Origin of the sequence: Microbacterium esteraromaticum, assembly GCF_900163815.1 — a bacterium.
In the GTDB taxonomy this organism is placed as follows: Bacteria; Actinomycetota; Actinomycetes; order Actinomycetales; family Microbacteriaceae; genus Microbacterium; species Microbacterium esteraromaticum_B.
In genome coordinates, this window is record NZ_FUKO01000017.1 from 1 (window position 1) to 14,588 (window position 14,588).

The 14,588-nt window shown below is 67.7% G+C and carries 15 protein-coding genes; 7 read left to right on the forward strand and 8 right to left on the reverse strand.

The window, feature by feature from the left end; genetic code table 11:
• Positions 1-70: 70 nt before the first annotated feature.
• Genes FM104_RS05000 through FM104_RS05010 form a run of 3 tightly spaced genes read right to left on the reverse strand, consistent with a single transcriptional unit; the run spans position 71 to position 3,268 of the window.
• Complete coding sequence (locus tag FM104_RS05000; RefSeq protein WP_087130368.1) at positions 71-1,138, reverse strand: threonine aldolase family protein; 1,068 nt, start codon at positions 1,136-1,138, stop codon at positions 71-73.
• Positions 1,135-1,794, reverse strand: a complete 660-nt coding sequence (locus FM104_RS05005; RefSeq protein ID WP_087130369.1) for an SDR family NAD(P)-dependent oxidoreductase — start codon at positions 1,792-1,794, stop codon at positions 1,135-1,137. The genes FM104_RS05000 and FM104_RS05005 overlap by 4 nt, the downstream gene beginning before the upstream one ends.
• Positions 1,795-1,837: 43 nt before the next feature.
• On the reverse strand, positions 1,838-3,268 hold the full coding sequence (locus FM104_RS05010) for a DUF6421 family protein (protein WP_087130370.1): 1,431 nt from the start codon (positions 3,266-3,268) through the stop codon (positions 1,838-1,840).
• Between the two features lie 72 nt (positions 3,269-3,340).
• Here FM104_RS05010 and FM104_RS05015 point away from each other — a divergent pair, with 72 nt between their 5' ends.
• Complete coding sequence (locus FM104_RS05015; protein WP_087130371.1) at positions 3,341-3,781, forward strand: Lrp/AsnC family transcriptional regulator; 441 nt, start codon at positions 3,341-3,343, stop codon at positions 3,779-3,781.
• Positions 3,782-3,796: 15 nt separating this feature from the next.
• Here the strand turns inward: FM104_RS05015 and FM104_RS05020 are convergent, their stop codons facing one another.
• Positions 3,797-4,600: a PfkB family carbohydrate kinase gene (locus tag FM104_RS05020; protein ID WP_087130372.1), complete on the reverse strand. Its 804-nt coding sequence runs from the start codon at positions 4,598-4,600 to the stop codon at positions 3,797-3,799.
• Positions 4,597-5,364: a YggS family pyridoxal phosphate-dependent enzyme gene (locus FM104_RS05025; protein ID WP_256971527.1), complete on the reverse strand. Its 768-nt coding sequence runs from the start codon at positions 5,362-5,364 to the stop codon at positions 4,597-4,599. The genes FM104_RS05020 and FM104_RS05025 overlap by 4 nt, the downstream gene beginning before the upstream one ends.
• 143 nt (positions 5,365-5,507) lie before the next feature.
• Between FM104_RS05025 and FM104_RS05030 the strand changes: the two genes are divergently transcribed.
• On the forward strand, positions 5,508-6,452 hold the full coding sequence (locus FM104_RS05030) for a 1,4-dihydroxy-2-naphthoate polyprenyltransferase (RefSeq protein ID WP_373407835.1): 945 nt from the start codon (positions 5,508-5,510) through the stop codon (positions 6,450-6,452).
• 16 nt (positions 6,453-6,468) lie between these two features.
• Here FM104_RS05030 and FM104_RS05035 read toward each other — a convergent pair whose 3' ends face one another.
• Positions 6,469-6,738: a DUF4229 domain-containing protein gene (locus FM104_RS05035; RefSeq protein ID WP_087130374.1), complete on the reverse strand. Its 270-nt coding sequence runs from the start codon at positions 6,736-6,738 to the stop codon at positions 6,469-6,471.
• Positions 6,739-6,836: 98 nt separating this feature from the next.
• Here FM104_RS05035 and FM104_RS05040 point away from each other — a divergent pair, with 98 nt between their 5' ends.
• Positions 6,837-7,178: a PLD nuclease N-terminal domain-containing protein gene (locus FM104_RS05040; protein WP_087130375.1), complete on the forward strand. Its 342-nt coding sequence runs from the start codon at positions 6,837-6,839 to the stop codon at positions 7,176-7,178.
• On the forward strand, positions 7,175-8,863 hold the full coding sequence (gene menD, locus FM104_RS05045) for a 2-succinyl-5-enolpyruvyl-6-hydroxy-3-cyclohexene-1-carboxylic-acid synthase (protein ID WP_087130376.1): 1,689 nt from the start codon (positions 7,175-7,177) through the stop codon (positions 8,861-8,863). Before FM104_RS05040 ends, menD begins: the two co-directional genes overlap by 4 nt.
• Positions 8,864-8,905: 42 nt before the next feature.
• Here menD and rmuC read toward each other — a convergent pair whose 3' ends face one another.
• On the reverse strand, positions 8,906-10,456 hold the full coding sequence (gene rmuC, locus FM104_RS05050) for a DNA recombination protein RmuC (RefSeq protein ID WP_087130377.1): 1,551 nt from the start codon (positions 10,454-10,456) through the stop codon (positions 8,906-8,908).
• Between the two features lie 56 nt (positions 10,457-10,512).
• Here rmuC and FM104_RS05055 point away from each other — a divergent pair, with 56 nt between their 5' ends.
• Positions 10,513-11,367, forward strand: a complete 855-nt coding sequence (locus FM104_RS05055; protein ID WP_087130443.1) for a PPK2 family polyphosphate kinase — start codon at positions 10,513-10,515, stop codon at positions 11,365-11,367.
• Between the two features lie 3 nt (positions 11,368-11,370).
• Here FM104_RS05055 and ubiE read toward each other — a convergent pair whose 3' ends face one another.
• Positions 11,371-12,090: a bifunctional demethylmenaquinone methyltransferase/2-methoxy-6-polyprenyl-1,4-benzoquinol methylase UbiE gene (gene ubiE, locus FM104_RS05060; protein WP_087130378.1), complete on the reverse strand. Its 720-nt coding sequence runs from the start codon at positions 12,088-12,090 to the stop codon at positions 11,371-11,373.
• 79 nt (positions 12,091-12,169) lie between these two features.
• On the opposite strand from ubiE, the gene FM104_RS05065 reads away from it, so the two are divergent.
• On the forward strand, positions 12,170-13,435 hold the full coding sequence (locus FM104_RS05065) for an isochorismate synthase (RefSeq protein WP_087130379.1): 1,266 nt from the start codon (positions 12,170-12,172) through the stop codon (positions 13,433-13,435).
• A gap of 90 nt (positions 13,436-13,525) precedes the next feature.
• Positions 13,526-14,587 carry a polyprenyl synthetase family protein gene (locus tag FM104_RS05070; RefSeq protein ID WP_087130380.1) on the forward strand — a complete coding sequence of 354 codons (1,062 nt, stop codon included), beginning with the start codon at positions 13,526-13,528 and terminating at the stop codon, positions 14,585-14,587.
• Position 14,588 lies beyond the last annotated feature (1 nt).

Here is a 14,588-nt window from a genome sequence, read left to right on the forward strand (position 1 = left end):
ATGACGACCTCCATTCACCTGGTAGGTACGTCGGTCAAACCCGACACGTCGACAACCCCGAGGCAACGGTTCAACTGGCGGTCAGGCGACCCAGCTCGGCCACGAAGGCGTCGACGTCGTCTTCGTGCGTGTCGAAACTGCACATCCAGCGCACCTCGTTGCGGGCGGCATCCCAGTCGTAGAAACGGAAGGATTCGCGCAGCTTGTCGGCCACACCGTCGGGCAGCGTCGCGAAGACGCCATTCGCCTGGGTCGGCTGGGTGAACTCGACACCGCTGACGGCCCCGTCTGCGATTCCCTGCTCGATAGCCGCGCGCAGCCGCTGGGCCATCGCATTGGAATGACGAGCGTTGCGCAGCCACAGGTCGCCCTCCAGCAGGGCAATCAGCTGCGCCGAGACGAAGCGCATCTTCGAGGAGAGCTGCATGTTCAGCTTGCGGCCGAACAGCAGTCCGTCGGCGGCCTCCGGGTTCAGCACGACGACGGCTTCTCCGAGCATCGCGCCGTTCTTCGTGCCGCCGAAGCTGAGCACGTCGACGCCGACGTCGCGGGTGAACGCGCGAAGCGGCAGGTCGAGTGCGGCAGCCGCATTCGAGAGCCGTGCACCATCGAGGTGCAGGCGCATGCCGCGCTCATGAGCGTGGTCGGCGAGCTCGCGGATCTCGGCGGCCGTGTACAGCGTGCCGAGCTCGGTCGACTGGGTGATCGAGACGACCAGCGGCTGCGCGCGGTGCTCGTCGCCCCAGCCCCATGCCTCGCGGTCCACGAGTTCGGGGGTCAGCTTGCCGTCTTCGGTGTCAACCGTCAGCAGCTTGATGCCGCCGACTCGCTCGGGCGCACCGCCTTCGTCGACGTTGATGTGGGCGGAGGATGCCGCGATCACCGCGCCCCAGCGCGGCAGCATCGACTGCAGGCCGACGACGTTCGCGCCCGTGCCGTTGAATACGGGGAAGGCTTCGACGCCCTCACCGAAGTGCTGCTGGAACACCTGCTGCAGATGCTCGGTGTAGACGTCTGCGCCGTAGGCGCTCTGGTGGCCGTCATTGGCGGCGGCGATCGCCGCGAGCACCTCGGGGTGGATGCCGGAATAGTTGTCAGATGCGAAGCCGCGAACGGCGCTGTCATGCAGAATGCTCACTGTGCAAGCCTAGGGCCGAGCACCCGCACCGTGTCGTTCAGAGTGGGCGCTTCCTCGTTCCACAGGTCGACGACGGCCGCGGCCAGCAGATCGGGATCGAGAGCGCCCGCGGCGCGGAAGATGACGGATGCTGCAGAAAGCGGCAGACCAGCATCCCGAGCAGCCTTCGCGAACCCGTGCGCAACGGACCGCGTCCAGGCCTCGCTCGCCGCCTTGACAGCCGCATAGTTCGCGCCTCCGGCCAGCGGTCGCTCGACCGCGGTGGCAGAGACGATCGCGAAGCGACCGGCACCCGATGTCTGCAAGGCGGAATCGAATGCCCGACTTGTCGCGCGCACCGCCTGAAGTGCCGGCAGGAGGGCTGCGAAGTCTTCGTCGCTCTGGCCGGCGAGCCCGCCGCCGCCGCGCCAGCCGCCGACCAGCGAGATCACGCCGTCGACGGCGCCGATGCGATCAGCCAGGACAATCATCTCGGCCAGCGACGTGGCATCCGCCACCTCGACCTGAGCGCCCGCATCAGCGAGCGGCTCCAGACGCTCGGGCGAGCGGCCGGTGGCGATCACTCGAGCACCCGCATCGCTGAGGGCGCGAGTGGTGGCGAGGCCGGCAGCGCTGGTGGCTCCGGCGAGAAGGACAGTGCGTCCGGATGCGGTCATCGAATGCTCCTCGTCATTGTGGAATCAAGCCGGCGCAGACGACTCAATCGTCGTCGCCGCGGATGCCGACCGTCGACTCGATGACCGGCCGCATCTTCTTGTTCAGAGTCTCGAAGAACATCGACAGCGGGAACTCATCGTCCATCACGGCATCCGTGTATCCCTTCGGCGCGCCCGCGAGAATCTCATCCGACAGACCGCGCGCCCACTGCGACGCGGGGTGCGGGGTGAGCGTGCCGCGGACCAGCTCGTACGCAGCGAGCCAGTGCGCCACCTTCGGGCGGTCGATGGAGTGCCAGTACAGGTCGTCGATCGCATCTCCCAGCGCCACCACGGCGTCGGGAACGCTGTCCCAATCGAAGGCGAGTGCGGTGTCGGTCCAGTGCAGCACGCCGCGCTGGTGCAGCCAGGCGAACAGCAGCTGACCGCCGACGGCGTCGTAGTTGCGCGTGCGGTTGCCGGTGATCGCGAAGCGGAAGATCCGGTCGAAGATAACCGCGTACTGCACGAGGTGCGCGTACTCGTGCATCTCCTGCTCGGTCTCGGTGAGCTGCTCGCCAGCGGCGATGCGCGCGTCGAATGCCCGCTCGATGTTCACCGACTCGCGGAACGCCGTCATATCGCAGCGCATCTCCTCGAGGGAGTACAGGAAGAACGGCATCCGCTGCTTGATCATGAACGGGTCGAACGGCAGGTCGCCGCGCATGTGGGTGCGATCGTGGATGATGTCCCACATCACGAAGGTCTTCTCGGTGACTTCCTGATCGTCGAGCATCTTCGCGGCGCGCTCGGGCAGTTCGAGGTTCGTGATCTCGGATGCCGCGCGCACGACGCGCCGGTAGCGGGCGGCTTCGCGATCCTGGAAGATCGCCCCCCACGTGAAGCTCGGGATCTCGCGCATCGCCACGGTCTCAGGGAAGAGCACGGCTGAGTTCGTGTCGTAGCCGGGCGTGAAGTCGACCAGGCGAAGCGAGACGAACAGCTTGTTGCCGTAGTCGCCGGCCTCGAGCTCGGCGATGAACTCCGGCCAGATCGCCTCGACGATCAGCGCCTCGACGAGACGCTCGCTGGATCCGTTCTGGGTGTACATCGGGAACACGACGAGGTGTCGGATGCCATCGACGCGGTGCTGCTGCGGCTGGAAAGCCATCAGCGAGTCGAGGAAGTCGGGCTCGGCGAAGCCACCGTGGGCCCAGCGCTGGAAGTCGACCACGAGTGCGTCGAGGTAGGCGGCGTCATGCGGGAAGGCGGGAGCGAGTGCCCGGATGCCGCCGATGATGGCGGCGGTGTGCCGAGCGGCATCCTCGTGGACGTCCGTATCCACGATCGAGCCGTCCTTGACCTGCAGCGCGCGGATCGCGATGGCGGCGTCCTTCAGCTGCTTCCACGCGGCGCTGGACTCGGCCATGCGAGCGTCCTCAACGACCTCGGGCTCGCCCATGATGGCCTGGGAGTGGGTGGTGATAAGGGGCATCGGAACCTCCGATCAGACAGAAAACAGGAAATATTCCGGCTGTACGCCGAAACTACCGTTATTATTCCATGTATGGATGATGCTGTCGACCACACGATCGTTGCTGCTGTGGCCCGGGATGGACGGGCGACGCTCTCGCAGTTGTCCGAGGCCGTCGGGCTGTCGACTTCGGCCGTGCAGTCGCGGCTGAAGCGGCTGGAGAGCCGCGGCGTGATCACCGGCTACCAGGCCGTGCTCGACCCGGAGGAGGTCGGTGTGCCGCTGTCGGCCTTCGTCGAGATCACACCGTTGGATCCTGCCCAGCCCGACAACGCACCCGAGCTGCTCGAGCACCTCAGCGCAATCGAGGCATGCCACTCGATCGCCGGCGACGCGGCCTACATGCTGTTCGTGCGGGTTGCATCGCCGCGTGCGCTGGAGCAGCTCGTCAACGACATCCGCCTGACCGCGAATGTCAGCACGCACACCACGGTCGTTCTGCAGACCTACTACGAGCGCCGGCCGATCGTCTGACAGTCCTGCGGGGCGTCAGGCGAGCAGGGAGCGGACGGCGACGGCGGCCGCATCGACGGCATCCGTCACTGCGGCGCCGCGGCGCAGCTCCGCCAGCACTGCACCGGCGAACGCATCGCCGGTGCCCTTGACCGTCGTCGGGATGAGCGGATGCTCCAGCCTCGTCGCGTCCTCGCGAGTCACGACGACGTCGACGAGCGTGGGGCCGCCGGTCGCTGCGCCGCCGCTGATCACGATCCACTCCGTGCGCGGGCCCAGCAGACCCCGGGCCGCGGCCTCGGCATCTGCAGAAGCGTCTGCGCCGCTCAGCAGGCCGAGCTCGAACCCGTTCGGCACGACGCCGGTGGCCAGCGGCAGCATCCGCTCGCGCAGCGCCGGGGCGACGGCGGGGTCGGTGTACATCCCCACGTCAGAATCGCCGAGTGTCGGGTCGACCAGTACGCGCAGGTCAGGTCGACGCGCGAGCAGCGGTTCGAGGGCATCGGCCACGGCATGCACCTGCTCGGGTGATGCGAAGTAGCCGGTGCACACGCTGTCGATCTCATCGAGTGCGCCGAGCGCCTCAAGATCGCGGATGCTGCCGGCCAGCCACTCCGCAGGCAGCGGCGTCGCGTGCACACTCGGGTAGTGCGGCAGGTTGCTCAACACGATGGTGGGCAGCGGCACGACGCGCACCCCCGAAAGCATCGGCAGCACTCCGTTCATGCCGACCGACCCGAAAGCGACTTGGGAGCCGATCAGCAGCACCTCCGCCGGGCGGCGATCCAGCTCCCAGCGGGCGCGGCCGTGCGCCCAATCCGGCTTGCTCGCGGTGCTCACTTCGCGAAGCCCGGCCAGTACTCAGAATCCGGTGTCTGGCGTGCGCCGAAGATCGCCTGTCCGACGCGCACGACCGTCGCGCCCTCTTCGATGGCGGCCTGATAGTCGCCGGACATGCCCATCGACAGCTCACCCGGGCCGACCAGATCGCGCTCACGAGCTTGATCGCGCAGGTCGCGCAGAATGCGGAAGCACTCCCGCACGCGGTCGGTGTCGCTGGTGAACAGGGCGAGGGTCATCAGGCCTTGCACACGCAGACTGTCGTGGTGCTGCAGTGCTTCGAGAAAAGCGAGCGCCTCGCCGGGCTCAAGGCCGAACTTCGACTCCTCGGCGGAGGTGTTCACCTGCACGAAGACATCGAGAGAGCGGCCAGCGGCCTGCAGTCGCCGGTCGAGAGCATCGGCGAGGCGGATGCTGTCCAGCGCCTGGAACTCGTCGGCGAACGCGACGACGTCCTTCGCCTTATTGGTCTGGAGGTGTCCGATGACCGACCAGCGCACGTCTTGGTCGGCGAGGTTCTCGGCCTTGCGCTTGGCTTCCTGCACCTTGTTCTCGCCCAGGTCTACAGCCCCCGCCTCGATCGCCAGCAGCAGTCGCTCCTCGGGGACGGTCTTGCTCACCGACAGCAGACGGATGCCCGCAGCATCCCGACCCGATCTCTCTGCCGCGGCAGCGATGTTCGCTCGCACATCGGCGAGATTCTGAGCGAATTCCTCGACGGAATTCGCCTGGGGATACAGGGCGCGGGCGGGCTGATCGGTCACGCTTCGAGAGTACTCGGCCGACGCCCGCAGCATCCTTTCACCGAGAAAGCACTTCCCGCACGAGAAACCACGTGCGAGGTGGTTTCTCGCGCCGGAAGTGGTTTCTCACGGGGAGGATCGGCCGAGCCAGTAGGCTTCCGACCGTGGCATCCCGAACCAAGAAGAAGCGCACGAGCGGCAACCCGGCCAAGCGACCCGTGATCGAAGCAGGTCCGGTGACGGCCGGCGATTGGATCGGCGCCGCGCGGCTGCGAACCCTGCCGCTGGCGGTCGCCCCCGTGATTCTCGGCACCGGCGCTGCGCAGGTCACCGATCGCAGCCTGCACTGGGTGATCGCCCTCGCCTGCCTGGCGGTCGCGGTGCTGCTGCAGATCGGGGTGAACTTCGCCAACGATTACAGCGACGGCATCCGCGGCACCGACGCCCACCGCGTCGGACCCGCCCGCCTGACGGCATCCGGCAGGGTCCCGGCCAAGCAGGTGCTGATCACCGCGCTGGTCTTCTTCGCGCTCGCCGCGCTCGCCGGCCTCACGATCGTCATCCGCACTCAGCAGTGGTGGATGCTGGCCGTCGGCGCCATCAGCATCGTCGCCGCCTGGTTCTACACCGGCGGCAAGCGCCCCTACGGCTACAACGCGATGGGCGAACTGTTCGTCTTCGTCTTCTTCGGACTGGTCGCAGTGCTCGGCACCACCTGGGTGCAGTCGTTCGCGCTGCCGCTCGAGGCTTGGCTCGCCGCCATCGCCGCGGGACTGTTCGCCTGCGCCGTGCTGCTGGCGAACAACCTGCGCGACATCGACCAGGACCGCGAAGTCGGCAAGCGCACGCTGACTGTCCTCATCGGCAAGCGCGCCACGCAGGTGCTGTTCACGCTGTTCGCGCTCGTGCCGTTCGGCATCGCGGCTTTCTTCGCACTGCTGCTCTATCCGATCGCCTGGCTGTCGCTGCTGGTGCTGCTGGCTGTGATTCCCGCAATCGCCATCGTGTGGTCGTACCGTCAGCCGCGCGAACTGGTGATCGCGCTGAGCCTCACGTCGCTGTCGTCGCTCGCGTACGCCGGATTGATCTACTGGGCGCTGGTCGGCTGAAGACGTCGCGGAGCGATCAGACCTCGGGGTCGGCCCGGTCTTCGATGTCTTCGTCGCTTGCGGCCGCGGTGCGCTGGGCGCGTCGCTCGTACAGTTCCCGCGACGTCTTCGACAACGGGGAGCGCAGGAACAGCAGCGAGATGCTCATGCCGATGAGTGCGGCGAACAGCGCGGCCAGCCACCAGTACTCGCGGAAGATCGGAAAGAAGAACCACATGATCGCGAGGGGCACGAAGAACGCCAGCAACCGCAGCACGGTGTAGACGACAAACGGTGGAAACTTCACCCTCTCAGTGTACGAGCGGGTTCTAGGCGGATGCTGTGGATCGCGCGCGTTCACAGCCGAGCAGTCCGGGCGATGCTGGAGCGATCTAGACTGAGAGCATGGCGCGTTTCCTCATCGTCGGCGCGTTCCTCGCCGCCGTGTTCTGGATCTACAGCGTCGTCGACTGCGCCGCGCAGCCGACGACGCGGCACCGCGGTGTCTCGAAGACGGTGTGGGTGCTCATCGTTGTGCTGCTGCCGGTGATCGGCGGCATCCTCTGGTTCCTGCTCGGACGTCGCCGCGCTGGCGAGTCGAACTCGCAGTACGTGTCTGGCCCCGACGACCGGCCCGACGTGCTGCGAGGCATGGACAAGGCCGAGCAGGATGCTCGGATCCGTCAGCTGGAAGAAGAGCTAGCGCGTCTCGACGACGAAGCTGACGGCGCGGACCCGCGGTCGTGACGTCATCGCCGGCGAGTGACGCGGCGGCCGGGCTCCTCGGCGAGCTCATCGAACACGGGGTTCGTGATCTGGTGCTCTCGCCGGGATCACGCTCACAGGCACTGACGCTCGCCGCGATGGCGCTTGCTCGCGCGGAGGCGCTGCGCGTGCACGTGCGCATCGACGAGCGCGTCGCCGGATTCCTCGCTCTCGGCATCGCTCGCGAGACGGGCCGTCCCGTGCCGGTGATCTGCACATCGGGCACCGCGGCCGGCAATCTGCTGCCAGCGACCATGGAGGCGTTTCACTCCGGCATCCCATTGCTGCTGCTCACCGCCGACCGCCCACCGGAACTGCGCGGGGTCGGCGCCAACCAGGCGAGTATTCAGCCGGGCATTTTCAGCGCATTCGTGCGCATGCAGGTCGACGCGCCGGTGCCCGGTACCGCCGCTGACGGGGATGGCCCGAACACTGCAGCCGGCTGGGCCGGGCTCGGCGCTTCGGCGGTGCGCGCGGCGCTCGGCCTGGACGGCGAGGGCATCTCGGGTGTGCGAGGTCCCGTGCATCTCAATCTTCCGGCCAGGGAGCCGCTGTCGGCAGCTGGCGACGTCACCGCGACCGCCGGTGATCTGCCGGTGCGCGAAGCACCGACGCCCGTCGTCCTCGAGAGAGGTCCCCGAACGGTGGTCATCGCGGGGGCGGATGCGGGAGCGGATGCTGAAGAGCTGGCGCATTCCGGCGGCTGGCCGCTCATCGCAGAGATCGTCAGCGGCGCACGTTTCGGACGCCTGGTGGTGCACGGCTATCGCGAGCTGCTGCGCGCTGACGCACTCGGCGGACGGGTCGAACGCGCGGTGGTCTTCGGGCACCCGACGCTGAGCCGTGAGGTGACGGCGCTGCTGTCGCGCGGCGACGTCGAGGTCGTGGCGGTGCGATCGGGCGGCGAGGCGCTGAATCTCAATCGACGCACGACCCCGGCGGACGCGGTGACCGTTGCTGCAGGTGCAGGCGATCGCGTGTGGCTGGGGGAGTGGATGACCGCTTCCAACGCGCTGGTGATCGACCTGAGTGCGCCTGCTCCCGACCAGGATGGGCTGTATTCGCTCGACAAGGGTGCTCGATTGGGCGCCGTGCGTGCGGAGCTCGATGCGGTGCGCAAGCGCGTCGACCGGGAGATCCTGGTGGATGCCGTGTGGCGTGCCACCTGGCCGCACGACCGGCTCGTGTTCGGATCATCGCGGCTCGTACGCGTGGCCGACCAGGTGCTCGGCGGCAAGAAGGTTCCGGTGCACGCCAACCGCGGACTCGCCGGGATCGACGGCACGATCGCGACCGCCATCGGAATCGCCGCGGCGAGCCAGGCAGAGGGGGCGCCGGGGGCGACCCGAGTACTGCTGGGCGATCTTGCCTTCCTGCACGATGTGGGAGCGCTGATGCTGCCTGCTGATGAGCCTGCGCCGAGGATTCAGGTGATCGTCGGCAATGATGGCGGAGGCACGATCTTCGACGGTCTGGAAGTCGCAGCCTCTGCTCCTGCCGAAGACCTGGATCGTGGGTTCTTCACGCCGCATACTGCGAGTCTGCGTGAGATCGCGGCTGCGTACGGGTGGGAGTTCGCGCATGTCTCGACGAGATCCGTGCTGGATCAGGCGCTGACCTCGCCGATCGTCGGGCCGCAGATCATCGAGGTGCCGCTCGATCGCTGAGCTGCGGGCGAACAGCGGGAGTGCAGCAAGGGAACAGCCGGCTCAGGTCAGCCGATCCGCGATCGTCTCGACATCAGCACTCGCGTAGCGCTCCTCGTCGTCTTCATACAGATCGGTCTTCTGCGGGGCGATCGCCAGCGCCTCCACCGGCGCCGTGTCGGCGAGCACCTCGTCGAGACCCTGCAGTGCGCTGAAGCGCCGAGCCTGGGTGACGACGTTGCGATCGAGCGAACCGGCGAACTTGTTGTAGGCGTCGACGGTGGAGTTCAGGCTCTTGCCGAGTTTGCTGAGGTGCTGGCCGAGCGTGCCCAGTCGCTTGTGCAGCTCCTTGCCGACGGTGAAGATCTGCTGCGCCTCCTGTGCCAGCTGATCCTGCCGCCAGGCGTGGCCGACTGTGCGCAGCAGTGCGATCAGCGTCGACGGCGTCGCGATCACGACATTGCGCTCGAACGCGTACTCGTACAGGGTCGAATCCTCATCGAGCGCGGCCGCGAGGAAGGGCTCCGCAGGCACGAACATCACCACGAACTCGGGTGAGCCGGCAACCACATCCCAGTACTGCTTCGTGCCGAGGTCATCGATGTGTGCGCGCAGATGCCGTGCATGCGCCTTCAGCCGCTGCGCGCGAACGATGTCATCGGTGGCCTCCATCGCCTCGAGGTAGCCGTTGAAGGCCACCTTCGAGTCGACCACGACATGTTTGTCGCCAGCCAGGTGCACCACCATGTCTGGCCGCATCGCACCCTCATCGGTGACGTGGTGCATCTGCTCGACGAAATCCACGTGGTTGACCATCCCCGATGCCTCGACCACGCGCCGCAGCTGCAGTTCGCCCCATCGCCCCCGCACCTGCGGCGCGCGCAGCGCATTGACCAGGTTGCGGGTCTCCGAACCCAGCGTCTCCGAGGTCTGACGCATGAACTGCAGCTGCTCGGCCAGCGCGGCGTTCGCCTCGAGCCGCGACTTCTCGGCCGTCGTCATCTCGGTCTTGACCGTATCGAGGGTCTTCTGGATCGGCTCGATGAGCTGCTGCACGGCATCCTGGCGCTTCTGCAGTTCGGCCGCGCCTTCGCTCTGACTGCGCTTGAGGCGTTCTTCGGCCTGATCGAGAAACGCCTTCGCGTTCTCTTGCAGCGCCTTCTTGCTGAGCGCGTCGAATTCATCGGCCAGGCGCTTCTGATCGGTGCGCAGCTCGTCCAGCCGCTCCACCGCGCGCCGACGTTCCAGGGCGAGGTCAGCCGCGGCCTCATCCCGCACCTCGGCCAACCGCTGCACGTGCTCGGCGCGTGCGTGCTCCAGCCGGGCCTGGGCCTCGCTCTTCGCCGTCTCGACCGCGGCGTCGCCCTGCCTGCGCGCCTCGGCCACCCGGCCGTCGCCGAGTGCGCGCTCTTCGTGCACCCTCGCGGTGATGTCGGCGCGCAGCGCCGCGGCATCCCGTTCCAGCGATTCGACCCGCAAGCGCGCGGTGCTGAGCTCAGCACGCTGACCTGCATCCGCCGACCGGCCGCGCTGGGCGCCCAGCAGGAAGCCGAGCCCTCCAGCCAGCGCCGCGGCCAGCACTGCGACGACGATGACCAGAAGCGAGGTGTCCATGGCTCCGATTGTGCCGGATGCTGCAGACAATGCCGCGAACCCGGCATGATGTCTGCATGAGCAAGCACGATTGGCATGCCACTCCAGACGACCTCCTCAGAGTCGCGCGCGGCTTCGAACTCGCCGCCGTCGACCCCGACGCCACGCCCGGTTTCCGAGGCGACAAGCACGACGGGGTGAAGCTTCTCGCCGCCCGCAGCGACGAGCTCAGCGACCTGCAGGAGCGGCTCTTCGCCGCCAGTCGGGCGGGAACCGCCACAGATGGCGTGCTGCTCGTACTGCAGGCGATGGACTCCGCCGGAAAGGGTGGCATCGTGCGACACGTCGTCGGCGGCGTCGACCCGCAGGGCGTCGAGCTGGCCGCTTTCAAAGCACCGACCCCAGAAGAACTCGCGCACGACTTCCTCTGGCGCATCGAGAAGCGCCTTCCGAAACCGGGGTTCATCGGCGTCTTCGATCGTTCGCACTACGAGGACGTCCTGATCGGAAAGGTCCGCGGTCTCGCCGACGATGCCGAGATCGAGCGCCGCTACGATGCGATCGTCGAATTCGAGAAGCAGGTCGCGGCATCCGGCATCCGCATCATCAAGGTCATGCTGCACATCTCTCGGGACGAGCAGAAGGACCGGTTGATGGAACGACTCGACCGGCCCGACAAGCACTGGAAGTACAACCCCGGCGACGTCGACGAGCGGATGCTGTGGAGCGACTACATGGCCGCGTACCAGACGGTGTTCGACCGCACATCGACCGACTCCGCGCCCTGGTACGTCGTGCCAGCCAATCACAAGTGGTATGCGCGCCTCGCAGTGCAGGAACTGCTGATCAGCGCGCTGGAAGAGATCGATCCGCAGTGGCCGAAGGCTGATTTCGACGTCGAGGTGGAGAAGAAGCGGCTGGCCGCGAGCTGACGCTCAGAGCGGCTTGCGCGCCCGGTGCAGCGCGACGATGCCGAAGGTGAGGTTGCGGTAGGCGACCTCGCTCCAGCCCGCTTCGCGGATCCACGATGCGAGCGTCTGCTGGTCGGGCCAATCGCGGATCGACTCATTGAGGTAGTCGTACGCATCACCGTTCGTGCCGGCGAGACGCGCGACCCTCGGCAGCACCTGCGCGTTGTAGAACCGGTACAGCCCGCGGAAGAGCTTTCCCGGCGGCGTCGAGAACTCGTTGATCACCAGGCGACCGCCGGGCTTCGTCACGCGGTACAGTTCCGCGATCGCCTGCTTCGGCTGCTGCACGTTGCGCAGTCCGTACGACATCGTCACGGCGTCGAACTCGTCGTCGCCGAAGGGCAGCGCCGTCGCATCCGCCTCGACGAAGGTCAGGTTGTGCAGGTGACCGTGTCGGCGGCGGCCTTCGGCCAGCATCCCGGGCGAGAAGTCGGCGGCGACGACCTGCGCCCCGCTCGCCGCGAGCGACGCGGAGGAGGATGCCGTGCCCGCGGCCAGATCGAGAATGCGCTCGCCGCGCTTCGGGGCCACTGCCCGGGTGGCAGCCGCGCGCCACAGCGCGTCATTGCCGAATGTCATCACGGTGTTCGTGCGGTCATAGCCGGCGGCGACCTGATCGAACATGCCGCTCACATGCGAGGGATCTTTGCCAAGGTCGGCGCGGTTCGGCTCAGACGCAGTCATGTGTCGATCCTAGGCGGCGGATGCTGGACGCTTGGCTCGAACAGATCGCCGGGCCAGGACCGAACAGTAAGCTGGAGGGGTGAGCAGCATCCGCCTGGTCGCGCAGACACGCGAGATCCCACCCGTCGAAGATCTGCTGGCCCACACCTCCCCCGTGCGGCCGCTTGCCTGGCTGCGCCGCGGCGATGGTTTCGTAGCCGCAGGCGAGGGGATGGCAGCATCCATCCGCGTCCCCGCCGGGCGCGGCGCCGTCCGCTCAGCGATCATCGCCGACGCGTGGCGCGAACTCGTCGCGAATGCAGAGATCGACGATCTGATCGGGATGCCGGGCACCGGCCTCGTCGCTCTCGGCGCGCTCACCTTCGATGAGGACTCCGCGGCCGACAGCCTGCTGATCATCCCGCAGACGATCATCGGACGCCGCGATGGCCGCAGCTGGATCACACGCATCCGCGACTCGGATGCCGAGTTCGCGCCGGTCGCCGATGCCTCTGCCTATGCGCCGCACTGGGCCGGACGTGTGGGGCCCGGCGCGCAGACGCCGCAGGGGTATCAGGAGTCCGTCCAGCTGGCGCTCGATGAGATCGCCGCAGATGCCTACAGCAAGGTGGTGCTGGCGCGCGACCTGACCGGAACCGTCCCCGGCGACGCGGATCTGCGTCGGCTCGTGCGGGCGCTGTCGAGCGGCTATCCCGACACGTGGACGTTCGCGGTCGACGGGCTCATCGGCGCCAGCCCCGAGACTCTGGTCACCGTGCACGAGCGCACCGTGACCGCGCGGGTGCTTGCCGGCACCACCGCTCGCGGTGCCGATCCGGATGCCGACAATGCCGCATCCGCAGCCCTTGCCAGCAGCGGGAAAGACCTCGACGAACACGAATACGCCGTGCAGAGCGTGCTCGCCTCGCTCAGGCCGCACACGCGCACCCTCGCGGCCAGCGAGCAGCCCTTCACCCTCAAGCTGCCGAACCTCTTCCACCTCGCCACCGATGTCGAAGGCGAGCTCGACGACGGCGCCTCCGCCCTCGATCTGGTCGGAGCGATGCATCCCACCGCCGCCGTCGCCGGTACACCGACCGCCACCGCCGTTGCCGCGATCCGGCGCATCGAACCCTTCGATCGCGGGCGCTATGCGGGCCCCGTGGGTTGGATCGACGCGGCCGGGAACGGCGAATGGGCGATCGCCCTGCGCTGTGCCCAGTTCGCCGAGACCCCCGATTCAGCCTCCGGCGCTCGCCGCGTCACCGCCTACGCGGGGGCGGGGATCGTCGCCGGCAGCGACCCCGAATCGGAGCTGCTCGAGACCCGGGTGAAGTTCCGTCCGCTGGTCGATGCGCTGGCGTGATCGTCTGCCGGGCACCCCTGCAGGGCGCGCGCTTCGGATGCGCTCGGCGATGCGACGGCAGTGCCGCTGGTCGCGGGTAGGCTGGAACACGTGACTTCGAGCCCCGCTTCCCCGGGCACGCGACTTGCGAGCCGTCTCGGCTTCAGCGACCGCGTCTTCCTCGGTCCCGCCGCCCGCCGTGTCGCGTCTCGCATCGAAGACGGACTGGAGCTGGTCGAGGCGGGGTTGGCTGAAGACCTCAAAGTCGCCGATGCCGTTGCGGATGCTGCGGCCCGCTACCTCTACGAGGCGGGCGGCAAACGCATCCGCCCTGTGCTCGCGCTTCTCACAGCCCAGCTCGGCGACGGCAACATCGACGCGGTGATCGACATCGCCAAGGCGCTGGAGCTCACGCACCTCGGCTCGCTCTATCACGACGACGTCATGGATGGCGCTGACACCCGGCGCGGGGTGCCCGCCGCGCACGCGGTGTGGGGCAACAACGTCGCGATCCTCACCGGTGACATCCTGTTCTCCCGGGCCAGTCAGATCATGTCGCGCCACGGCGATCGTGCGATGCAGCTGCAGGCAGACACCTTCGAGCGGCTCGTCCTCGGCCAGATGCACGAAACCGTCGGGGTGCAGCCGGGCGATGACCCCATCGAGTTCTACATTCAGGTGCTCGCCGACAAGACCGGCTCTCTGATCGCCGCGGCCACCGAAGGCGGCGTGATCTTCTCGAACGCTCCGACCGAGTTCGAGGCGCCGATGCGGGCGTACGGCGAGAAGGTCGGGGTGGCGTTCCAGCTGCTCGATGACGTCATCGATCTGTCGGCCGATCCCGCTGAGACCGGCAAGGTGCCAGGCACCGACCTGCGTGCCGGCGTGCCGACCATGCCCTCGCTGCTGCTGAAGACCAGCATCCGCCCGGAAGACATCGAGCTCGCTCGTCGAATCGACGACGGCGTCGCGAGAATCGCAGACGGCGCCGACCCGGCGATCCTCGACGAGCCCCTCAACGAACTGCGAGACCATGCCGCCACCGAGCGCACCATGGAACTCGCCCGCACCTGGACGACCGATGCGATCGCCGCCCTCGAACCACTGCCCAAGGGCACGGTTCGCGATGCGCTCACGCGGTTCGCCGAGAATCTCGCTGATCGCAGCAGCTGAC

Excerpts from the sequence above, each read along its gene's own strand:
- FM104_RS05005 (WP_087130369.1), bottom strand. The coding sequence starts at position 1,794 with ATGACCGCATCCGGACGCACTGTCCTTCTCGCCGGAGCCACCAGCGCT.
- FM104_RS05010 (WP_087130370.1), bottom strand. The coding sequence starts at position 3,268 with ATGCCCCTTATCACCACCCACTCCCAGGCCATCATGGGCGAGCCCGAG.
- FM104_RS05015 (WP_087130371.1), top strand. The coding sequence starts at position 3,341 with ATGGATGATGCTGTCGACCACACGATCGTTGCTGCTGTGGCCCGGGAT.
- FM104_RS05040 (WP_087130375.1), top strand. The coding sequence starts at position 6,837 with ATGGCGCGTTTCCTCATCGTCGGCGCGTTCCTCGCCGCCGTGTTCTGG.
- rmuC (WP_087130377.1), bottom strand. The coding sequence starts at position 10,456 with ATGGACACCTCGCTTCTGGTCATCGTCGTCGCAGTGCTGGCCGCGGCG.
- FM104_RS05055 (WP_087130443.1), top strand. The coding sequence starts at position 10,513 with ATGAGCAAGCACGATTGGCATGCCACTCCAGACGACCTCCTCAGAGTC.
- ubiE (WP_087130378.1), bottom strand. The coding sequence starts at position 12,090 with ATGACTGCGTCTGAGCCGAACCGCGCCGACCTTGGCAAAGATCCCTCG.